Source organism: Colwellia sp. BRX8-9 (assembly GCF_014077245.1).
Classification (GTDB): domain Bacteria; phylum Pseudomonadota; class Gammaproteobacteria; order Enterobacterales; family Alteromonadaceae; genus Colwellia_A.
The window spans coordinates 1-21,851 of sequence record NZ_JACGVN010000018.1 but is presented as its reverse complement, the minus strand read 5'-3'; the positions used below and the strand labels follow the sequence as shown (position 1 = coordinate 21,851).

Here is a 21,851-nt window from a genome sequence, read left to right as displayed (position 1 = left end):
ATTTCTTTATTTATGACCCGTACTTATTTTGTTACATGATGTCGTGGCTTATCCTCAAAAATTTAATGAAAAATTTCTCAGAGTTACATAAAATACAGCAATAAAAATAAAGGGAACTATGATGAAAAAGAAATATTTAGCGGCTGTCATAGCTGCAAGTTTAACGTTATCCGCCTGTATGGCAACCAGCAACGACTCTGGCAATAGTATGTCACAGCAATCAAGCCAAGAGAGTGCAAACAAAGTCTTTAGCCAAAAATACTTGTTCAAAGAGTTGGCTAATGGTTTACGTGTCTTAGTGGTAAAAACAGACTATCCAGATCTTGTTTCAGTACAAATCCCCGTTTCTGTAGGTTCTCGTGATGAAAATGAAGTAGGTAAAACAGGTTTTGCCCACTTCTTTGAACATATGATGTTTAAAGGTTCAGAAAAATTTCCACAAGCTGTTTATGCCGATTTATTTAAAAATGCCGGTGTTGATAACGGTGCTTACACCACCAACGATTATACTAACTATCATTTAGATTTTTCTAAAGATCATTTAGATAAAGTATTAGAGATTCAAGCGGATCACTTTAAAAACCTAAAGTACACCGAAGCACAATTTAAAACAGAAGCCTTAACGGTAAAAGGTGAGTATTTAAAAAATAATGCTAGTCCAACTCGAAAGTTGTTAGCGGCGGTGCGAAAAGAAGCATTCGATACTCATACTTATAAGCATACCACTATGGGCTTCTTTGAAGATGTAGAAGCAATGCCTGATCAAGTTGCATATGGTGAACAGTTCTTTAAACAATTCTATAAGCCAGAATACGTTTCTTTAGTAATTGTCGGTGATGTTGAACCAGAAGCAACAATGGCCATGGTCGAGAAGCATTGGGGAAATTGGCAAAAAGGTGATTTTGTTAGCACTATAGCACCTGAGCCAAAACAGGAAGCTGCGAAATATGTTCATGAAAAATTCGATGGCTTACCGGGTCACTGGTTACTCGTTTCTTATAAAGGTGCTGATTGGCAACCCAAGAAAAAAGATCGCGCGGCTTTAGATTTAATTTCTGAATTGTATTTTTCCAATAACTCAGCATTGTATCAAGAACTCGTTGTTGATAAGCAGTTGGCTAGCCAAATGTTTAACTACAACCCTGAAACAAAAGATGCTGGCTTACGTCACGTATTTATCAAAGTGAATGATGAAAAAGACCTAGCAACGGTTCGTGATGCAGTAAACCGTACTTACGCACAAGTAAGAACTGAGCTCGTTTCTTCAGAAAAACTTGATAACTTAAAGTCTAACTTAAAATATAGTTTTGTTAATAGTTTAGATTCATCAGAGTCTATCGCTTCAACATTGGCGAGTTATATGCATTTTGACCGCGATCCCGAAACGATTAATCACCTCTATAATAGCTTTGACAATATTACAGCTGAAGATATTCAACGTATTGCTAATGAATACTTTATTGATGAAAACCGCACAACAGTGACTTTATCAGCATTAGATGAGATTGCCGACTTCGAACAAGAAGTTGACTTAAATGGCGCCGTTGCAAAAATAGTCATGAAAAATTCGCAGCCGAGTACTCCACAGTTTGCGGTATTAGATAAGACCAATGACTCACCGTTGATTGATGTTAACTTCTTATTTTATACCGGTGCTGCAGCAGATCCAGCCGGTAAAAAAGGGGTAGCGGCTTTAACCGCTCGTATGTTAACTCAAGGCGGCTCGGCAACAAAAAGCTATCAAGATATTAAGAAAGGTTTATACCCTTTAGCTGGACGTTTTTCGTCGCAGCTTGATAAAGAAATGATGTCATTTACTGGCCGGGTGCATAAAGATAATGCTACTCAGTGGTACGAACTTATTAGCGATCAATTATTGAATCCAGGATGGCGTGAAGACGATTTTAAGCGTCTGAAAAAAGAGCTTGTTGACGGTATTAAATCAGGTCTTAAATCTTCTAATGATGAAGAATTAGGTAAAGAGGTGCTTTATAGCGAACTTTATCAAGGGCATGTTTACGAAAACTACAATAGTGGTGATTTGTCTGACTTAGCCGCAATTACTCTTGAAGATGTTAAAGCATTCTACAACACCCAACTTACCCAAGCAAAATTAAACTTAGGTATAACTGGCGCTATGCCTAGTGCTTTAAAAGCACAATTAATGACAGATTTAGCGACTTTACCCGTCGGTGATGAAAAGCGCTTAACAATTGCTAAAGCACCCGTTTTAAAAGGTCATCATGCGACAATTATAGAAAAAAGTGCGCAATCTACAGCGGTATCTTTTGGTTTTCCCATTGATACTATACGCAGTGATAAAGACTGGGCGGCACTTTGGTTAGTGCGTTCATACTTTGGTGAACATCGTAGTTCTAACAGCTACTTGTATCAACAAATTCGTCAAGCGCGTGGTATGAACTATGGAGATTATTCTTATATTGAATATTTTCCACGAGGGATGTACCAAACTAAACCTGATGCAAATTTAGGTCGTTCTAGTCAAATTTTTCAAGTGTGGTTACGTCCTTTACGTTCAAATAATGATGCTCATTTCGCAACGCGTGCCGCTTTGTATGAATTGGACAACTTGATTGAAAAGGGCATGAGCGAAAAAGACTTTCAAGCAACACGTAATTACTTAACGAACTATGCACCGCAATTAGTGGCCAGCCAAGATCAACAGTTAGGTTATGCACTTGATAGTGAGTTTTATCAAACAGAAGAGTTTGTTAAGTACGTTCGCGATCAATTTGCAAAACTATCATTAGATGATGTTAATCGTGTTATCAAAGAAAACTTACAAACAGATGATATTCATTATGTTTTCATTTCAGACGATGGTAAAGACATGAAGCAACGTTTGTTGTCTGAACAAGTATCACCGTTAACATATAACAGTGATAAGCCAGCAGAGCTTTTAGCGACAGATAAAATCATTGAAAGTTACAAGCTAACACTGCCGTCTAAAAATGTTGAAGTGATTGCAATAGATGAGGTTTTTCAATAAATTGCGTTTAAGCTCACTTTAATAAATATTCGTTATTATCTTATTGAATATTACAAATAACTTAATAAGAATAACGCATGTAGTTAAAAATAAAAAACCGGCATCTGCCGGTTTTTTTATTTATTAATAACGATTAATTGTGCTTTATGCATCGAGTTTAGATATATCGGTTATTGGGCTAATAAACGGTGATTGTAATTTTCCAACTCAAATTACCAAAGATATTGCTGCGTTAGTTGCAAATGCCAATAGCTAGATAGAAATGATTAAAACTTCATAACCACTCGACCGGTAATTTCGCCGTTGATCATATCTTCAAAGATATCATTAATATCTTCTAGTGACTTTTCAATGGTGATCGCTTTAACTTTTCCTCTAGCGGCAAAATCTAAGCATTCAACTAAATCTTTACGCGTACCCACAATAGAGCCGACAACGCTAACACCATTTAAAACAGTATCAAATATAGGTAACGGCATATCTTCGGCGGGTAAGCCAACTAGTACACACTTACCCCCACGACGAATAACTTGGTAACTTTGTTCAAAGCCACTTTTACTAACAGCGGTACAAATACTGGCATGAACGCCGCCTGTTTCAGCTAAAACTCTTGCTACAACATCATCACACTTGAAATCTAAACAAAAAGAGGCACCCAAATCTTTAGCCAATTTCAATTTTTCAGTGCCAGTATCAATAGCGATGACATTTAAGCCCATTGCTACAGCATATTGCACAGCTAAATGCCCTAAGCCACCAATACCAAAAATAGCTACCCATTCACCTGGTTTAGCCGTAGATACTTTTAATGCTTTATAAGTTGTAACACCTGCGCAAAACAAGGGGGCAGCATCTACATAGCTAATCTCGTCTGGTATTTTTACAACATAGTTGCCATCTGCTTTACAGTATTCAGCATAACTCCCATCAACAGAGTACCCTGCATTTTGCTGTAACAAACAGAGGTTTTCATTACCAGATAAGCAGTAATCACAATATCCACAAGCACTATATAACCATGGAATACCTACACGGTCACCAAGATTAAGGTGCTTAACTTGCTCGCCTACTTCAACGATTTCTCCAACACCTTCATGGCCTGGAACAAGTGGCATCTTAGGTTTTACTGGCCAGTCACCATGACACGCATGTAAGTCGGTATGACATACACCACAAGCATGAACCTTTACTAAAACTTCATGACTCGAAATTGTAGGCTTATCAAGTTGTTTAATCTCGAGCTTGTCTTTGAATTGATGAATAACAGCTGCTTTCATTAGTGACCTTTCTTTACGTTAATACATTGTAAAAAATATTATAGTACTCAACTTTAATAAAAATATGATGTAGAACAATAAATGGTCAGAAAGAAACGTTAATGGCTATCTTAATTTGTTAATAAATAATAGCCATTTAGTAAAGGTGAGTTATTTTTCTTGAGACATAATAATGTTTACTTATATCAAGGTGAAGACTGTTTTATTCATGGCTTTTAAGCGTGAATGCATATCTTGAACATTAATTTTTTGATCTGCCGATAACACCAATAAGCGATTATTACTCACCGGTCAATCTGATGTGATCAGCAAGAATTAATATTAAGTTATTCTTTGTCGGCGATACGGATTGACGCTTTAATGATGTTGACCGCTTCTCTAGTTTTACCTCTTCGGCTACCTAAGGCTTCAATTTTAGTTAAGCTATCTTCTACATCAGTCACTACTTTACCAAAAACAGTATGATTACCGTCTAAATGAGGTGTCGCGTTAAAAGTAATGAAAAATTGACTGCCATCAGTGCTTGGACCTGAATTTGCCATACTTAACATACCCGGTTCACTGTGGCCTATGTCACTATTAAATTCGCCATCGTATTTATAACCTGGGTTGCCCGTGCCATTACCCAATGGATCGCCACCTTGTGCCATAAAGCCAGGAATAACACGATGAAAATTTAGCTCATCATAGAAACCCAATTTAGTTAAGTAAATAGTACTAGAAGCATGCATAGGCGCAGAGTCAGTGAATAGCTTGATGGTCAGATTACCTTGGTTTGTTTGCAGCTCCCAAAAGTAATCTTTCCCTTGGGTGAAGGTCAGTAATGGCGGTTTACTTAACGTCGTTTTCCAAGCAGGGTTTGTTTTATCAACCGCTTGTTTAGTAATAAATCTATCAATAGTGTTTAATGCGGGATCTATTCCGCAACATGCGGCCAGTATCATTATTAACAAAAGACTGGTGATGATGTTTTTCATATTATTCATAAAAGACTTCTTATTTTATTTTAATTTTTTGAAAATAGACTAAGTTATCAAATATTATCAGGTATTAACGACTAAGAAATAATAATTTTTATTAACTGATCAATCATTAAGTCAGCAGCTTAAGATGACTAAGCTTTGATGCCAACAATGCTGTTTCGTATGTAAGGCGTATTATAATATTTTTAGCACTTCACTAGAGGGGAGAAGTGTTAAATAACGGCTAATAAAAAACCGACAGAGGCCGGTTTTACATTACTATGTTATTAGCAGAATATTACCTTTATATTCTTTGTTAAAACTTAAACGTTTTACTGTGCTTGCCGCCTTTTTCTGAGTCTACTGTCACTTTATAAGTCCCTTTGCCATCGACAATCCATTTCACTATGGTTGTTGAGTGACCCGCAAGCGTGGCGACCTTAATCGTTGCTGGGTTTAAGTCGTGGTCAGTATGTGTGTTGGCACCTTCGCTAATAACGGTTAACCCACTTAATATTGAAAAGTCATCCGAGAGAATCGATATGCGGTCTTCAAACGACAAATTATTATTAATGTCTTGTGATAATCTTGTCGGAATTGCTCGCTCATTAGCAATATTAACCGTTATTTCATACAAACCATTACTGAGCTTGCGCGTTGATGAACGAGTTACTTCTAACTGTGGCATATGGTAGGCGTGAAATAAGGTAAAGGCCATATTTCGGTGTGCTTCTTCTTCTAATAGGAAAGAAGGGGGCGTTCTACCAAAATTCTTCTTAAAACCGCCAACTTCTATATCGCCATAAATTGGATGCTTTACTTTAGTCCAAGGAACAAAAGCATCACCAAATAAAATATGCTTGTTGAAATTGTGATTTTGATTGCCTAATTTATCGCTTGTTTTATCGTTTGGGCGAAACATATTAGCCGATGTCCAAAGTTCATTCGTAAATGCCATAATACCGTTGTTGCCATAAAACCAATCAAATTCACCACCGTAGACTTGATAAAGATCTTTCCAAGCGACGAGGTAGCGATAATTGGGTAGTATTTGCTCACCTTGGTTGGCGATAAAATCATAGACGCTAATATCAGAACGGGTATATTTGTTATTGGCTTTACCCGGACCACGTAAAATCATACCACCGGTATTATGGTAACTTTGCGCGGCAGCAATATTACGATGAGCTTTAACAAATTTAGCCACTGCACTGGTTTCTTTTAATGAAAAAGGGTAACGGCGTGCACCTCTTTGAATATAAGCTGGCTCCCATTCATGGGCCCAATCACGATTAGGATCATATTCGTAAACCCCTTTACCATCTTCGTTGACAAGACCGTCACCATCGTTGTCGTATCCTTCAGCTCCTAACATGCGGTAATCGCCAGTTTGACCTTCTGCAACAGGTACCATTAAACCTGGGTATTTCTCGTCTTCTTTATGAGTACCACGTACCTTATCTTTAATGCGCATGCGAGTAATATGGCCATCATTATTGAGATCTTCTGGACCATCTTCATCGATTTCACCGTCAAGATCGTTGTCAGTAGGTACCATGCCCGAACGAGGAGAGTGCGCAGTATTAGCCTGCTTCATAAACCAGTCACGCCCGTCAGGATTAATTGTAGGGACAATATAGAAAGCTTTATCGTTAAGTAGCTCGGTGATCCACTTCACTTTTCCGTAGCTTTCAGTTAAATACCAAGCGGTATAAAGAGAAACCTCTGTACCTTGAATCTCATTAGAGTGAATATTGCCATCAATATACATCGCCGGTTTTGTCGTATCATCACCGTTGTTATAATTGGTAATTTTAATAACAAAAATATCACGACCTTCGTAAGACTGACCAATAGATTCCAGTCGAGTAAGTTTAGGGTAAGCTTTATTTATTTTTTTGAGTATCGTTATAGTACTTTCTGAGTCATAAAAACGATTCCAGCGAATATCTACTTTTGGGTCTAAAGGCGCACCTAATGCCTGTAATCCAGTGAGTTTGTCTGCGGCTTGTGCCGTTATAGTTAACAAAGCTGTGGCCGTTAAAATGCAGGTGAGCAATATTTTTTTCATGATTAAGCTCCAAAATTAACGGTTTGTGTCACCGCATCGATGACAGGTGAAGATACTTCAAATGAGGCATCATTGAAGCCTTTGGTATTGATCAGCCACTTGATTTCTTGTTGACCGCCATGAGCGGCGATAGGCGCTAATAATGTCCGCTTGCTACCACCAATAAATTGTTCTTTGGGTAAATTCCACTGAACTCTTACGGGAAGCATCCAACGGGTGAGTTTACCCATGGCGCTTTGTGTTGGAAGTTTACCGATGTTTTTTATTTTTAAGGTCACTCGATAAAGATCTTTACCTATTTTTTTTACGCTCTGGCTCACGTTAAGCTCAGGAAAAAGTGTGGTTAAGGAAGTAATATATTCCGAACTTTTAGTTTCAGCAAATACGCTAATATCAGGATTATTTAAATAGGCAAGTCGAAAACCACCCACTTCCACCTTTTCATTTACAAAGTCTGGGTGTGAAATATTTGTCCACGGTATAATCGCCCCTTGTAGATTTTTTTCCTTGGCGTTAGTAACCAAACGAGCTTCTTTGGTATCTTCGCTTGCTGATGTGTTTTTGTTTTTTTCAACATCAGCCTCTTTGTTTTTTTCTACGTCAGCTGATTGGGCAATGGTTATTTGCTTAAAATTCCAGCCATTGGTGGCTATTGACCAACGACCACCGTGAAAATAGGCCCAGTCGTGAAAAGTACCTCGACCACGGTTTTCTGCTTTTACCTGCCAGTCTTTATGGGCTTGCTGCCATAGGTAAGTAAATAATTTATAACCGTCAACATCTTCTTTAGGCATTTTATCAAAGGCTTCCAGTGGACGTTTATATTCACTTACCAGTACTTTATTAGCCGACCAGTTTTCATGGAGGTTGTCGTATTTAGAAAAATTAACGGTCATTAAAATATTTTGATGATCGATAACAAAATCTATTAAGGCACGCGTTTCAGGTTCAGATGCTTGATTAACACCAGAGCCAATACCAAAATAGTCATAGTTATAGGTAAAGTTTTTATTTATTGCTGTTCCGCCATAGCCATCTTCATCTAATTTACCATCACCGTCGTCATCTTTTCCTTCATTGAGTAAACGGTATTGACCTGCTTCGTTTTTGAGGCGATCAACTTTTACTAATAAACTGGCATCTTGTTCACTAGCTTTGTATGGGCCAGAACTGTCTGAGATCCTTAACTGAGAAATAAAACCATCGTTGTTGAGATCATTAGGACCGTCTTCATTTATTTTTAGGTCGTTATCGTCATCTGTTTTTAAGTGATTAAAGGTCGTTGAATAACCATTTTTACCCAGTATAAAACTTGTTGCATCAGGGTTTGGCATAGGTACGATAAATATACTTTTACCATTTCGGGTGACTTTACCTGACTTTAGATCCTCGATTAGGCGCATCGCAAGTTCAGTACCGACTAAATAATCGCCATCAACGTTGCCAGTAACCAAAATTGCTGGTGAGCTTTTATCACCAAATTGAGCCACGATTATTGACTTTCCTGATCGTGAAGTACCAATTTGCTGAGTTTGAACACCCAGTTGTTTTAATTGTTTTAACATTTCTGCATGGCTGGTGTATTGGTTAATATAGTCTTGACCAAGACAACTGCCAGAGATGAGGAATAACGCGAGTAGTCGCTTCATTTACTTATATGCTCCAGTTATAAAAACGCTTAATTATTATAATTTGTTTTATAGGCGAACTTTAATTAGCCATAAAGAGTATATATTTTATTCAGTTAATTCAAAGAAAAGTGAATTAAATGAGCTGGTTTGCTAGTAATTCAGGTTAGATGATCAAAATGTATAAAAACCTAAAACAACTTAACCACTTATAATGTTGTTTTAGGTTTGTCTTGTTTATAACAATAAACGGCTTTGGGTTACGAGAATAAATCGACTGGTTTTTAATACAACTCAAATTTATCTGAATCTAAAAAGGCGGGGAATTGATTTTTAAATTTATCAAGTTTGCTGAAGTCGAGTTGGGTTGTGATGATTTGTTGTTGGTGATCAGTGGCAGAAAGTATGTTTTCACCATCAAAATTAATGAAAGTTGTGCCACCAGAGTGAGGCATATCGTTACCATCTGGTCCGATACGATTAACTCCAACGACAAAACTTTGATTTTCCATTGCCCTGGCTTTTAATAAGGTATCCCATATATGACGACGTGGAGCAGGCCAATTAGCAACGTTGACCATAAGATCATAATCTTGGCGGTTTCTCGACCAAACAGGAAAGCGCAAATCATAACAAACCAAAGGCAGTATTTTTATACCCCTAATGTTGATTGTTTTTCTGTGCTGGCCTTGCTCAACAAAGTCTTGCTCTTTACCTAAACGAAACAAATGGCGCTTGTCATAATGTTCAACCCTACCATCAGCAAAGACCCAATAAAAACGATTCACTTTTTTATCATTTTGGCTCACTAAAACCGTGCCAGCCACTACACAGTTATATTGCTTTGCTATTTTTTTTAACCAATGTAGAGCAGAGCCACCATCTTCTGGCTCTTGCACATCTTTTCTATTAATACAAAAACCGGTTGAAAATGTTTCTGGTAGCAATAATAAATCGGCAGCCGCATGGTCAGTAAAGTGATCTTTGAAAAGTTGCTCTAAACGATCAAAATTGCTTTGTTTGTCTAACCAACTAATATCGAACTGCACTGCGGCTATGGTTAAAGTTGACATAATATTCCTGCGGCCTTAAGTAGGGTATCGTCGTTTTTTGCGAAACAAAGTCTGATTACTTTATTGTTTTGATGATAAGACTCCCTTTTGTCAGCGGGATACAGGGGGCTCAATGGAATGGCGGCAACACCAACTTCTTGGGTTAACCAATGACAAAACTCACGATCATTAAGTGCTGAGATTGCAGAGTAATCAAGCAATAAAAAATAAGTACCTTTTGACGGTAGCATTTTAAAGCGAGAGTCTTTTAGTGCATTGATCAGTAAGTCTCTTTTTTGCTGATAGAAATTTGATAACTCGGTGATATGCTCGGGGTGCTGTTTTAGCATTTGCGCTATAGCTATTTGTGCCGGGGTAAATGAACAAAAGGTAACGTACTGATGAATTTTTCTAAACTCGACCGTAAGCGCATCAGGAGCGGCGCAATAACCCATTTTCCAGCCGGTGCAATGAAAGGTTTTACCAAAACTAGAGACGACAAAGGCGCGTTTAAACAAATCAGGGTAACGTAAAATACTTTCATGACGTAAGCCGTCAAACGTCATGTGTTCGTATACTTCATCGCTTATTACATATAAATCATATTTCTCAAGCAAAACTTGTAAGCTAGTAAGATCTGCAGCACTCAGTATTGAACCCGTTGGGTTTTGTGGGCTGTTGATAATAATGGCACGTGTATTTTCATTAATTGTTTGCTCAACTAAGGACCAGTTTATTGCATAGTTAGGCGCATCTAGTGCGACATGGCGACAAACTCCACCAGCAAGTTCAATGGCTGTCTCATAAGAATCATAAGCGGGATCAAAAATAATAACTTCATCATTTGGGCGAACCAGCGTTTGTATTGCAACCCATAGTGCTTCGGTAGCCCCGGAGGTTATTGTAACGTTTTTTAAGCCATTAAGTTTTTGTGCAGTGGTTAAATCTGTTTGATACTGTCGATGCACCATAGCGGCAACTTGCGTTAATAACTCAGGTAAACCGTTTGAGGGTGAGTATTGATTTTTACCTTCACTAATGGCTAAGTTTATTTTATCTTTTAAAAATTCTGGAGTATCAAATTCAGGAAAACCTTGCGACAAATTAATTGCCTGATATTGATTTGCCATCATCGACATTTCTGTGAAAATACTGGTATCTAGATTGGGCAGTTTACTGGTAAAAGAAGATGGCACAAAAGGCTCCCTGGATTATTAAGTCGATATTTTTGAGGAAAATTAGCTTAAATAAGCATGGTTCAATCGGCCTTTATTTAAATAGACCGGGAAACAATAATCGAATGTTAAGGCTAACGGCTGATGAGTTCAATCGTTATCCTTTTTAAATCGATATCTTAGTGTAAACAACCGTTAATAAATTAACGGCTACTTTTAGCGCGTACTGTTAACAACATTAAGCCAATTGCGAGAGCAGCATAATAATAAGGCATGCCTGCTTGCCAACTCATGGTGCTATTAACGCCAAAAAAGTCTAGATATAGTGCTGTTTGAATCGGTCCCATATACCAAATTGCCGGGTATAGCACTTCAAACATTCGCTTTGTGCCGGTCAATACCCCACAAAAATAAGCTAGGGATACGGTAAATGAAATGGCTATAATTAATTGTATGATTAACAGCCACTCGGCTATCGCCGCAAATCTAAGTACACTACCCAAACTTGCCAATGCTAATAATATCCATGCAGCAGAGTAGCTCGCTAAACTTTGCAATAGCGCTGACTTTTTACTGTAGGTGATTAACTCAACCGTATTTGCTTGCTTTTCTACTTGGCCGAGCTGTGAAAGCACTAAAACACACCATAACCATGACAGCGGTAAAAATATGCTAACCAGTAATTGCTGACTAATAAATAGTTGAATAATATTTAACGTTAAAAGACCTAACAGCCAGTAAATCGAATGGCTTTTTAATAATAATTTTAGTTCTAAACGTAATAAGCGAGTAAAAGCAAAGTGCTTGGTTAGCATGGTAAATAGTGCATCGAGTCGATTGAACACTTGACGGGTTAAGGTGTTTATTAGCCATGAGGTTTGTTTGGTTTCAGGTACGGGGTTTCGACTAAAGCGATCAAAAAAGATTACTGCAATAATAAAACAGCTTAAGCAAATGATCAGTAACGGCAGAATACTCGATAAATACTGTGCTGTTGGCTCTATTCCTTGCCAAAGAAAAGTGTTTACTGCATTTTCTTCATCAACAACCGTTACGCCAATATGTGTTGAGCCTGCTTGTGACGGAAAACGTTCTGCAACCTCGGTTTCTATAGCAGAAAGTATTGCGCCAACCCCTGAAACGCTTTCAATGGTTTGAACAATAGAGCCGGTCCACAAGAAAAAATAAACAACATTGCCAAAGCCCCCCTTAAGCCACTTTATTGATTCAAACATTATCGCCAGTGAAGCAACAACTAATAACACAGGTAGAACAAAGACTAATTGGGGCCAAGCTAACGCCCAAAGGTCTATCTGATAATTTTCCCCATAATAAAGTTGCAGTAAAATACAACTGATCAGCATAACCAATACGATAGTAAACAAAATTAAAACATTGGTGCACCATTTGGCGAATATAAAAGTTAACTTACTCATAGGAGTGGCAGCAATAAGTTCACAGGTCATCGATTTTCGATCTAATTCAAGACCATTCTTAATGAGATAAAAACAAATAATAGGTAAAAATAAAACATTTAACATCGCTAAACAAACACCTAACCAGGCACTGTTATAAAGACCTCTATAACCATTGATAATAAGTGTTTGATATTGAGCATCGAGTGAAGGGAAAAAAAGTAAGGTTAATACCGACATCGCCAGTAAAGTAACCACAAAGCTTTGCTGGCGTGTTCGTTGTTTAAAATCAGCGACCGTACATTGCCATAATTGATTCATTAACATGCCCTCGCAAGAACAGTTCGAGCACGCTTATTACTGGTAAAGTAGAGATACGCATCTTCTAATGTTGGCGCTCTTGGTATTGCTCGTGCATCAGGGCAGTGTTCAGCGACAATATTTAACTCGACCTTGTTGTCTTTTCGCACACTGTGGCTGACAATAAAGTCGTGCTGAATTTGTTTTAATTCATTCAAGTTAGTGGTGAGTTGCCAGCATTTATCGGCAACTTTTTCTTGTAGTGCCTTTGGAGTTGCTGATTGAATTAATTGCCCAGTTTGCATAATCGCAATTTGGTCAGCAATAGATTCAACATCTGCGACTATGTGAGTTGATAAAATAATGCAACGATCATCGGCTAATTCAGTTAATAACTGGCGAAAATTGGCACGTTCTTGTGGATCTAGACCCACAGTTGGTTCATCAATAATCAATAATTTAGGGTCATTAAGTAAAGCCTGTGCAATGCCAATGCGCTGTTTCATCCCCCCCGAATAACCTTTCAATGGCATATGAGCAGCATGGGTAAGGTTGAGCTTAGCAAGTAAATCCTCGATTCTTTGAGTCGCTAAAGATTGATTTAACCCTTTTAAGCCAGCCATGTATTGTAAAAATTCAATAGCCGACAATTGGTCATAGACGCCAAAATATTGAGGCAGGTAACCGAGTTCGTTACGCAATAATTGTGGTGATTTAACAATGTTTTGTCCTTGCCATAAAATTTTTCCTTGGCTAGGTTTTGTTATCGTAGCAAGAATACGCATTAAGCTAGATTTTCCTGCGCCATTAGCGCCTAGTAAGCCTAAAATCCCTGGTCTAACTTGTAGTGATAATGATTTGATTGCTAGTTGTGTGTGCTTGCCACTTTGGTATTGATGGCTAAGTGATTGAATATCCAATAACATTGTATTTCCCTTCGACATTAAGATGTTATCTATTTAGCAAAGTTTACGCCAAGAATAAGTTGTTTTAATTCAATGGTTTATTGTTTTTGGTTTTTATTTTTTTGAAAATAAATGTTCAATTAAACCAACTATTAGTGAAATTATTAACGATTAATAAATTTCACTAAGGTACAACGGTGACATTGTGTTTTATAATACTTGCGTGAAATAATAGCGTGGCCTTTTCAGGTGAATCAGCATGTTAATTTTAATAACTTTTAGGCATATTTGATGAAATTTATAGCTGTCTTTATTGTTGTATTCTTGTTGTTTAGTGCAACAGATGTCTACGCTTTCGAAGCGAAAAAAGTTGATGTCGGTGATATTATTTCAAAAGAACAATTCTCACGATACAAAGACGTTGGCGAATTCATCGAACATTCCCCTAAAGTCACCATTGAAGTTAAACCTGAGCCAGAAGATATCGCCGAATATGGCACTGATGTTGTTAAATCTTTGACGGGTTCCGATTGTGATAGAGACGGCATTATGGATGATAATGCTAAGTGTAATGCGGTTTATTACAAACTGTGGATGAGATATGAGCGTTAATCAATCGTCAAAATATAATCCTAAACAGTCAAGCCAAGGTAAAAGCCGTTAATGTTAGAAAATCAAAGTCAGTTGCAGGGGCATTATGATGCCCAAGGTTACTTTGTTATTAGAAATTATTTTAATGACACTGAAATTTCAGCCCTAAGACAAGTGGTATTGAAATTTCACGATCTTTGGAAAAAAGATCACGCAAAATTTTATCAAGAAGAAGCGTTCAACTCTTCTTTGATCACCGGCAGTCAGTACTTAGCATTTGACGATCGCGTTAAGCTTTTCAATTTTATTAGTTCAAAAAAAATAATGGCTGTTGTCGAGTCTGTTATAGCGGCAAAACCAGCCTTTATGAATACTCAATTGTTTTTTAACCCGGTTAATCCAGCACAAAAAGATTTTTGGCATCGAGATTGTCAATATGATCACGAGGTTGAAGAACAGAAAAAAGCTATTCAAGAGACACAAGTTGTTCACTTACGTGTGCCATTATTTGATGAGCGCGGTATGGAATTAGTGCCAGGAACACATAAACGCTGGGATAACGAAGAAGAATTTAATGTTCGACAAGAAGAAAAGGGCAGAGTGAGCAGCGAAAACCTTTCTACCGGTAAAGAAATAAAGTTAACGGCCGGTGATTTATTAGTTTTTTCGGCGGATATGATCCACCGTGGTTTGTATGGACTTGATCGATTAGCATTAGATATTTTAGTTTTTGATCCCGCTGGCGATTTTGCTGACTACGTTGATGACGATTGTTTACCCGAATTTTCGATGCTAGATAAGATTGAAAACCCAAGGTTATTTACCAATACCCTCGACTTAAAGGCAATAAAGCTAAAAGAGTAAAGCAACACTTATTATTGGTATTAATTTTTAAATTGAGCTATTTGAATAGACTAAATTTTTTATAAAAAAAACAGCTGATGATTTCAATGGGGTAATAACAGCTAATCAATATTTTATTACATTAACTTTATTACATTAACTTTATTACATTAATTTTATAGATTATGCTTAATGATAAATGATTATAAAACGAGCTTCTCGATTAATTAACATTAGATAACATAGGTAGATTTCATTGATTCAAAAATTTGCTTCGCATGGCCAATGCCAATTCACACTCGATAATAATATTATTATTATCGATGCAGAGGGTCCATGGAATGTCGAGTTTTTCAAACAAATGCACGCTAATCTACAACAAGTCGTCCTAGAAAATTTTATCAATATAAATTACGGGATCATCGTGATACTTAAAGGAGAAACATTAGCAACACAGGAAGGTTTAGATTATCACTTGTATAAAGTGAAGCACGGAACCGCTAATGCAATTGCCATTAATATGATACATAGTTCATTTGCATTAACCACTCAACTTGAATTTGAGGCTGTGTATAAGAAGGCTGGCATTAAAAATAAATTTTTTAGTGACACACCAACGGCTAAACAATGGTTAGAGAAAGAATTAGTTTCCTTATAATTGTTTTTAAAAATAGTGTGCTATTAAAGCGTTTTTTGCGCATTTTGAAAGCCAAAGTATTGTTATTTTAGTGTTCTCTTGAATATATACTTTTCTGGATATTTATTTGAGCTGAACTGAACTACTCTTAAACTTATTAGTTTGCGGCTAAGTTAAAATGAGCACTTGTTGTGTTTCTGCGTTTATCGACTAATGTTTAGCGACCAATTATTTTTTATGAGTGACTTAAGCTGGCAGAAATAGTTTACTGTTGTCTATCGTCTATTTTTTAACTATCTATTTTGACGCGAGTAAGGCGTTAGGTGATTTTATGTTTACAGAGAATCCAGAAGACTTTATCTATAATTCATCGATTGGTATTCATGCTGTATCGCCAGAAGGTATTATTGTTTATGCCAATGAGTGTGAGCTTGAAGTGTTAGGTTATACAAAAAATGAATATATAGGGCATCACATCTCAGAGTTTCAGATAGATGAAAGCTGTTTAGCGGACATGATGACACGTTTGAGCGATTTTGATATATTGAAAAATTATCCTGCAAGAGTTCAAGGCAAAGATGAAATTAAATATATTATCTACAACTCTAGTGTTTACGAAGAAGATGGCGAATTTAAGCATACGCGTTGTTATGGAACTGAAGTAGAAAAGGTCATTTATGATGTTTTCTTTAAACATTTTGATTTCTAACGTTAGTATTGAGAGGCAATAGCGTCTCCAAGTTGTACAAAATATTGTGGCTGTTTTGCAGTGCAGTGCTTTAATCAGTTCTTTTTATGTCTGCTATTTTCCCCATCAGCTTCTATTTGCTCGAGAAGCTGAGCGGTTTAGCGTATCCTACTCACCATTAAGTTTATTGTTATTTATTATTTATTATGAACATTGAAGTAAAAAATATTCCCGTTCCCGAAGTCACCTGTGCAAATTGCCAGGCATGTTGCTGTAGTTTAGAAGTTAGAATTATTTCAGATACTGGTGTGCCTCATCGGCATATCTATATTGATGACCATGGACACGAATCAATGTTACGACTTGATGATGGTCTGTGCTCAGCGTTAAACAGAGATACATTATTGTGTTCTATTTACGAAAATAGACCTTGGGTTTGTCGAGAATTTGAGATGGGTTCATACGAATGTATCGACGAAAGAACAGAAAAGCTCTATACCTCTTAAAATAGTTAACTGTTTATTTTATCATAATAAAAAACCCCTAATAATTAATATTAGGGGTTTTGTTTTTATACAGTATTATGATAAATAAGCGGTTAACTTACCTTATCAGCCACCACTCATTGATTAACCATTACTCACTTCTTCAAAGTCTGCGTCAATAACATCTTCGTTTTTAGCACTATCATTAGCCGCATCACCTTGAGGCTGCTCTGCTTGTGATTGTGAAGCTTGCATTATTTTACTGTGCGCTTCTTGTAATGCTTTTTGTCGCATTTCTATAGCCGCTTTATCATTACCATTAACGGCCATTTTTAATTGCTCAATTAATGTTTTAAGCTCGGCTTGTTGATCTTCATTCAAGCTAGTCATTGACGTTTGTACCGTATGAATCAATTGATCGGCTTGGTTGCGTTGTTCAACTAACTCACGTTTTTGCTTATCTTCAGTAGCGTGCTTCTGGGCATCGTCGACCATGCGATTAACTTCATCTTCAGTTAAACCACTTGATGCCGTAATTTTAATACTTTGCTCTTTACCGGTTGCTTTATCTTTTGCTGAGACATTTAAAATACCATCTGCATCAATATCAAAAGTGACTTCAACTTGCACCGAGCCACGAGGGCCGGGGTTAATATCTGTTAAGTTAAATTGACCTAACGATTTATTATCTGTTGCCATTTCACGCTGACCTTGCAATACATGCACAGTTACCGCCGCTTGATTATCTTCGGCTGTAGAGAATGTTTCAGAAGCACGTGTTGGTATCGTAGTATTTTTATCGATAAGCTTAGTCATTACACCGCCTAAAGTTTCAATACCTAGTGATAATGGCGTTACATCAAGTAATAACACATCACCGACCGTTCCTGATAACACACCTGCTTGAATCGCTGCACCAATAGCCACTGCTTCATCGGGGTTAACATCTTTACGCGGCTCTTTACCAAAGAAGGTTTTAACTGCTTCTTGTACTTTTGGCATACGTGATTGACCACCTACCAAAATAATTTCATCAATATCACCTTTACTTAAGCCAGCATCTTTAAGTGCTTGGTCACATGGAGCGATAGTCTTTTTCACTAAGTCATCAACCAAAGACTCTAATTTTGCTCGGGTAATTTGTACGTTTAAATGTTTAGGACCACTAGCATCAGCAGTAACATACGGTAAGTTTACGTCAGTTTGTAATGCTGATGACAACTCTATTTTTGCTTTTTCAGCCGCTTCTTTAATACGCTGTAACGCTAATGGGTCTTGGTGAATATCAATACCACTTTCTTTTTTAAATTCATCAGCAAGGTAGTTAATCAGGCGTAAATCAAAGTCTTCGCCACCTAAAAAGGTATCACCATTGGTTGCTAATACTTCGAATTGTTTTTCGCCGTCTACATTAGAAATTTCAATAATTGAAATATCGAAGGTACCGCCACCTAAATCATAAACCACCACTTTTTGGTCAGCTTTGTTATTTTTATCAACGCCGTAGGCTAATGCCGCAGCTGTTGGTTCATTAATAATACGCTTGACATTAAGTCCAGCAATTTTACCTGCATCTTTGGTTGCTTGGCGTTGTGAATCATTAAAATAAGCAGGGACAGTAATAACCGCTTCGGTAACCGTTTCACCTAAATAGGCTTCAGCATCTTTTTTCAATTTACGTAAAATTTGCGCTGATACTTCTTGTGGTGATAATTTTTTACCATTAACTTCAACCCAAGCATCACCATTGTCTGCTTTGACAATTTTATAAGGGGCTAACTTAATATCTTTTTGTACTTCTTTATCATCAAATTTACGACCGATTAAACGTTTAATCGCAAATAATGTATTTTTAGAGTTGGTAACGGCTTGTCTTTTTGCCGGTTGGCCCGCTAATGTTTCCTCGTTTGCATAAGCAACAATTGACGGAGTGGTGCGGCTACCCTCAGCATTTTCAATAATTTTAGCAACGCCACCTTCCATAACTGCTACACATGAATTTGTTGTACCTAAATCTATACCAATAATCTTAGACATAATAATTACCTATTATTTATTAAAAAAGGTCTAATGCTTTATGGTCATTATCCAGCAAGCAGTTTGACCGTATAAACAAACTAACGTGATGTTTTAACGTTAGGCGTTTGGTTAGTGGCGCTATAATACCTAAGGTCATAAAATGCTTCTGTCACAAATATGACAGTATCGATCATTTTATAATTTTTATATTATCTCGGCTTTATAAGTTAAAAGTCAGTAGATTAACGTGAGAAATAGTATTGAAATTTAAAAAGCAACATTGTCTTTTGCTCTATAGATACAAAGAGTAGAATAAAACTATTCTTACCCGCTATGGCTTAAATACTACTCTTATGAATAAAGACGCTACTCATCTACCTCAAAAAGCCAGCCCAGTTTTAGTAAAGCAAGCTAATATTTTTGCAGATTTACCGGCGAAGTTAATTGAAGATTTTCAACAAGAGTTTCAGCTTGATGAATGGTACAAAGGTGATTACTTTAATCCGGCTTTACTTACTCAGCGATTTTTTGTGGTGATTAGCGGTAGTTTAGAAATTAAACAAAGTAATCCAGAAACGGGCAGAGAAGCCACTTTAGATATGCTTTATGCGGGTGACTGTTTTGACTTAATGGTGCTGTTAGACGATCAACCACATGAGGTTATTGTTTCACCTTTAACAACGGTAAAGTTATTGTCAGTGAAACTTTCCACCATGCGGCATTGGTTGTGGACGTATCCAGAGTTTAACCAGCAATTTATGCCTTACTTAGCGAAAAAAATGCGTGAAAAAGAACAACAAGCCAGTAGCCTAGTTTTACACGATGTTACCACACGTTTAAGCCGTATTATTTTAGAACATATTAATAAAATTAAGTTTTATAACGGCACAATAGAAGCAGAGCATCAACATCATTTGGTTAACGGTTTAAACGATGAAACCTTAGCGCGGATGACTGGCTCAGTTAGGCAAGTGATTAATAAGCAGTTACAACACTGGAAAAAAGAAGGTACGCTTGACAAAAAACGTAATCAATTGATTATTAAAGATTTAGAGGCTTTAGTGAAAGAAGCTAAATATACAGAAACTTTACCTAACGCCCCTTTTTTTAAACCCTAAAGACAAAATTATCGATAATTAATAGGGTAGCCGGTGTGTCTACATTGGTTGTTTTACCTGATTTTTCAATTTCGTATTGGATTATCAAATCATTTTCAACGATTGCATCGACATGTTTTTTAAGAAGCAGTGATAGACGAGCAATAGATTGCTATTACTACTTGAGACCACACTATTTGCATAAGCCTGTTTAATATAGCTGCTGATAAACAGCCATCATCATCGCTTTTATAGCGCCGATATTTAAATATTGGCTTTTTATCGTATTGAAAAATGGTCTTCACAATAACACGATTATTTGTCGATTTTTAGCATCACTAGTTAGCTGTTTTTATTTATCTATCTATTCAATATTCTATTGAATTTAAGTTATTATTTCCTCATTTATTTCCTCATTTATTTGCTTATCGTCATGGGTGTTAGTTTACGCATTCGTAAGTGTCTTTATGATACTGGTATACCTCTGCCAAAGACCTTGAGTCGGCTGTGCACTAAAGTGCTATTGCTTGTTTAAGGTACTTTCATTCATTATCTAACCCACTATTTATTTTGGTTAATATTATGTCTACTCTCAAATGTTTAACTTCATTATCGATATCACTGACGCTAGTATTTAGCTTGTTTAGTCAAAATTCTTATGCTCAATTAACTGAGTTAAAAGATTTCAGTGATAATCCAGGCAACCTAACGGCAAGTTATTTTTCACCGGTAACCGCTAAGCCTAATATCGTTGTATTACTTCATGGCTGCGCGCAAGAGGGAAAAGAATTGGCGAGGCAAAGTGGTTTGCTTGGTTTAGCACAACAGCATAATTTTGCCTTGTTAATTCCTCAGCAAAGCCTAGAAAATAATATTAAGGGTTGTTTTAATTGGTATTCTGCTAGTGATTACGCTACAGAAACCGGTGAAAATTTATCAATAAAAAATATGATATTGGCCTTAAAGAAACAGCTGGTTGGGCAAAATATCTATATTTTAGGCTTATCTGCTGGTGGCGCTATGTCAAGCAGTTTATTAGTTAATTATCCTGAACTTTTTACTGCGGGGGCAATCGTTGCTGGCATTCCATTTCCTTGTGCCGATGGTTTAATTACCGCTATTTCTTGTATGAAAAACGGCCCATCACAAACGGCAGATGAACTTACATTATTAGTTCAAAAATTAAATCCAAATCAAAAAGTATGGCCAAAATTATCTATATGGACAGGAGATAATGATGCGATTGTTAATCCGTTGAATGCGATTACCTTAGCTGATCATTGGGCTACGTTATCAGGAGTAACGTTAATACCCCAAGTAAAAGCTAAAGCAGGTTACACCCGTAAATCCTGGGGAGATAAGCAAGAAAAAGTTCAGGTAGAGTTAATGACTATCGCTAATGTAGGTCATGGCATTATGGTTAATCCGAAAGAAGTTAATGGTGGAGAAACAGCCAACTACTTACTTGAATCTCCTATTAGTACCGCTAAACACATTGTTGACTTTTGGCTCTTGGCTTCAACAAAAAATAACGCACCTTAAATATAATCCTTAATAAACAACGACTTGGTTGTGGTACTATAGTGCTAATTATTTTTGTTAAATTATCAAGTAGAGTGTAAATAGTTGTAATAACAACGTGACTAAAATTGGGGTTCAAAAGAACAAGTAAGACAACAAAATACAAAATATAAAA

At 36.8% G+C, this 21,851-nt stretch carries 17 protein-coding genes; 8 read left to right on the top strand and 9 right to left on the bottom strand.

Features of this window, described 5'->3' with window-relative positions:
• The first annotated feature begins 121 nt into the window (after positions 1–121).
• Positions 122–3,010, top strand: a complete 2,889-nt coding sequence (locus H4J70_RS14730) for a pitrilysin family protein (protein WP_182222235.1) — start codon at positions 122–124, stop codon at positions 3,008–3,010.
• Between the two features lie 266 nt (positions 3,011–3,276).
• Here H4J70_RS14730 and adhP read toward each other — a convergent pair whose 3' ends face one another.
• The 8 genes from adhP to H4J70_RS14690 form a co-directional block, all read right to left on the bottom strand.
• Entirely contained in the window at positions 3,277–4,287 is a 1,011-nt protein-coding gene (gene adhP / locus H4J70_RS14725; RefSeq protein WP_182213919.1) for an alcohol dehydrogenase AdhP, read from the bottom strand.
• Between the two features lie 326 nt (positions 4,288–4,613).
• Complete coding sequence (locus tag H4J70_RS14720) at positions 4,614–5,273, bottom strand: peptidylprolyl isomerase (RefSeq protein WP_182213917.1); 660 nt, start codon at positions 5,271–5,273, stop codon at positions 4,614–4,616.
• A 292-nt stretch (positions 5,274–5,565) separates the two neighbouring features.
• A complete protein-coding gene (locus tag H4J70_RS14715) occupies positions 5,566–7,320 on the bottom strand; it encodes a M14 family metallopeptidase (RefSeq protein ID WP_182213915.1) in 1,755 nt (584 codons plus the stop codon).
• Between the two features lie 2 nt (positions 7,321–7,322).
• Positions 7,323–8,969, bottom strand: coding sequence for a M14 family zinc carboxypeptidase (locus tag H4J70_RS14710; RefSeq protein WP_182251333.1), 1,647 nt, complete (start codon positions 8,967–8,969; stop codon positions 7,323–7,325).
• A 263-nt stretch (positions 8,970–9,232) separates the two neighbouring features.
• Complete coding sequence (locus H4J70_RS14705; protein WP_182251332.1) at positions 9,233–10,021, bottom strand: amidohydrolase; 789 nt, start codon at positions 10,019–10,021, stop codon at positions 9,233–9,235.
• Entirely contained in the window at positions 10,009–11,139 is a 1,131-nt protein-coding gene (locus tag H4J70_RS14700; protein WP_259368062.1) for a methionine aminotransferase, read from the bottom strand. Before H4J70_RS14700 ends, H4J70_RS14705 begins: the two co-directional genes overlap by 13 nt.
• A gap of 239 nt (positions 11,140–11,378) precedes the next feature.
• Positions 11,379–12,911, bottom strand: a complete 1,533-nt coding sequence (locus H4J70_RS14695; protein ID WP_182213910.1) for a hypothetical protein — start codon at positions 12,909–12,911, stop codon at positions 11,379–11,381.
• On the bottom strand, positions 12,911–13,816 hold the full coding sequence (locus H4J70_RS14690) for an ABC transporter ATP-binding protein (RefSeq protein ID WP_182213908.1): 906 nt from the start codon (positions 13,814–13,816) through the stop codon (positions 12,911–12,913). Before H4J70_RS14690 ends, H4J70_RS14695 begins: the two co-directional genes overlap by 1 nt.
• Before the next feature lie 270 nt (positions 13,817–14,086).
• Between H4J70_RS14690 and H4J70_RS14685 the strand changes: the two genes are divergently transcribed.
• The 5 genes from H4J70_RS14685 (at position 14,087) to H4J70_RS14665 (ending at position 17,060) form a co-directional block, all read left to right on the top strand.
• Positions 14,087–14,407, top strand: a complete 321-nt coding sequence (locus H4J70_RS14685) for a hypothetical protein (protein WP_182213907.1) — start codon at positions 14,087–14,089, stop codon at positions 14,405–14,407.
• Between the two features lie 51 nt (positions 14,408–14,458).
• Positions 14,459–15,250: a phytanoyl-CoA dioxygenase family protein gene (locus H4J70_RS14680; RefSeq protein WP_182213905.1), complete on the top strand. Its 792-nt coding sequence runs from the start codon at positions 14,459–14,461 to the stop codon at positions 15,248–15,250.
• Between the two features lie 235 nt (positions 15,251–15,485).
• Positions 15,486–15,887, top strand: coding sequence for a hypothetical protein (locus tag H4J70_RS14675; RefSeq protein WP_182213903.1), 402 nt, complete (start codon positions 15,486–15,488; stop codon positions 15,885–15,887).
• 310 nt (positions 15,888–16,197) lie between these two features.
• Positions 16,198–16,575 carry a PAS domain-containing protein gene (locus tag H4J70_RS14670; protein ID WP_182213902.1) on the top strand — a complete coding sequence of 126 codons (378 nt, stop codon included), beginning with the start codon at positions 16,198–16,200 and terminating at the stop codon, positions 16,573–16,575.
• A 185-nt stretch (positions 16,576–16,760) separates the two neighbouring features.
• A complete protein-coding gene (locus H4J70_RS14665) occupies positions 16,761–17,060 on the top strand; it encodes a YkgJ family cysteine cluster protein (protein WP_182176625.1) in 300 nt (99 codons plus the stop codon).
• A 123-nt stretch (positions 17,061–17,183) separates the two neighbouring features.
• On the opposite strand, the gene dnaK is transcribed toward H4J70_RS14665, so the two are convergent.
• Positions 17,184–19,076 (bottom strand): molecular chaperone DnaK, encoded by a 1,893-nt coding sequence (gene dnaK, locus H4J70_RS14660; protein WP_182213900.1) that lies wholly within the window; start codon positions 19,074–19,076, stop codon positions 17,184–17,186.
• A 335-nt stretch (positions 19,077–19,411) separates the two neighbouring features.
• On the opposite strand from dnaK, the gene H4J70_RS14655 reads away from it, so the two are divergent.
• Entirely contained in the window at positions 19,412–20,176 is a 765-nt protein-coding gene (locus H4J70_RS14655; RefSeq protein WP_070374211.1) for a Crp/Fnr family transcriptional regulator, read from the top strand.
• Positions 20,177–20,737: 561 nt separating this feature from the next.
• On the top strand, positions 20,738–21,697 hold the full coding sequence (locus tag H4J70_RS14650) for a PHB depolymerase family esterase (protein WP_182245161.1): 960 nt from the start codon (positions 20,738–20,740) through the stop codon (positions 21,695–21,697).
• The last annotated feature ends 154 nt before the right edge of the window (positions 21,698–21,851 follow it).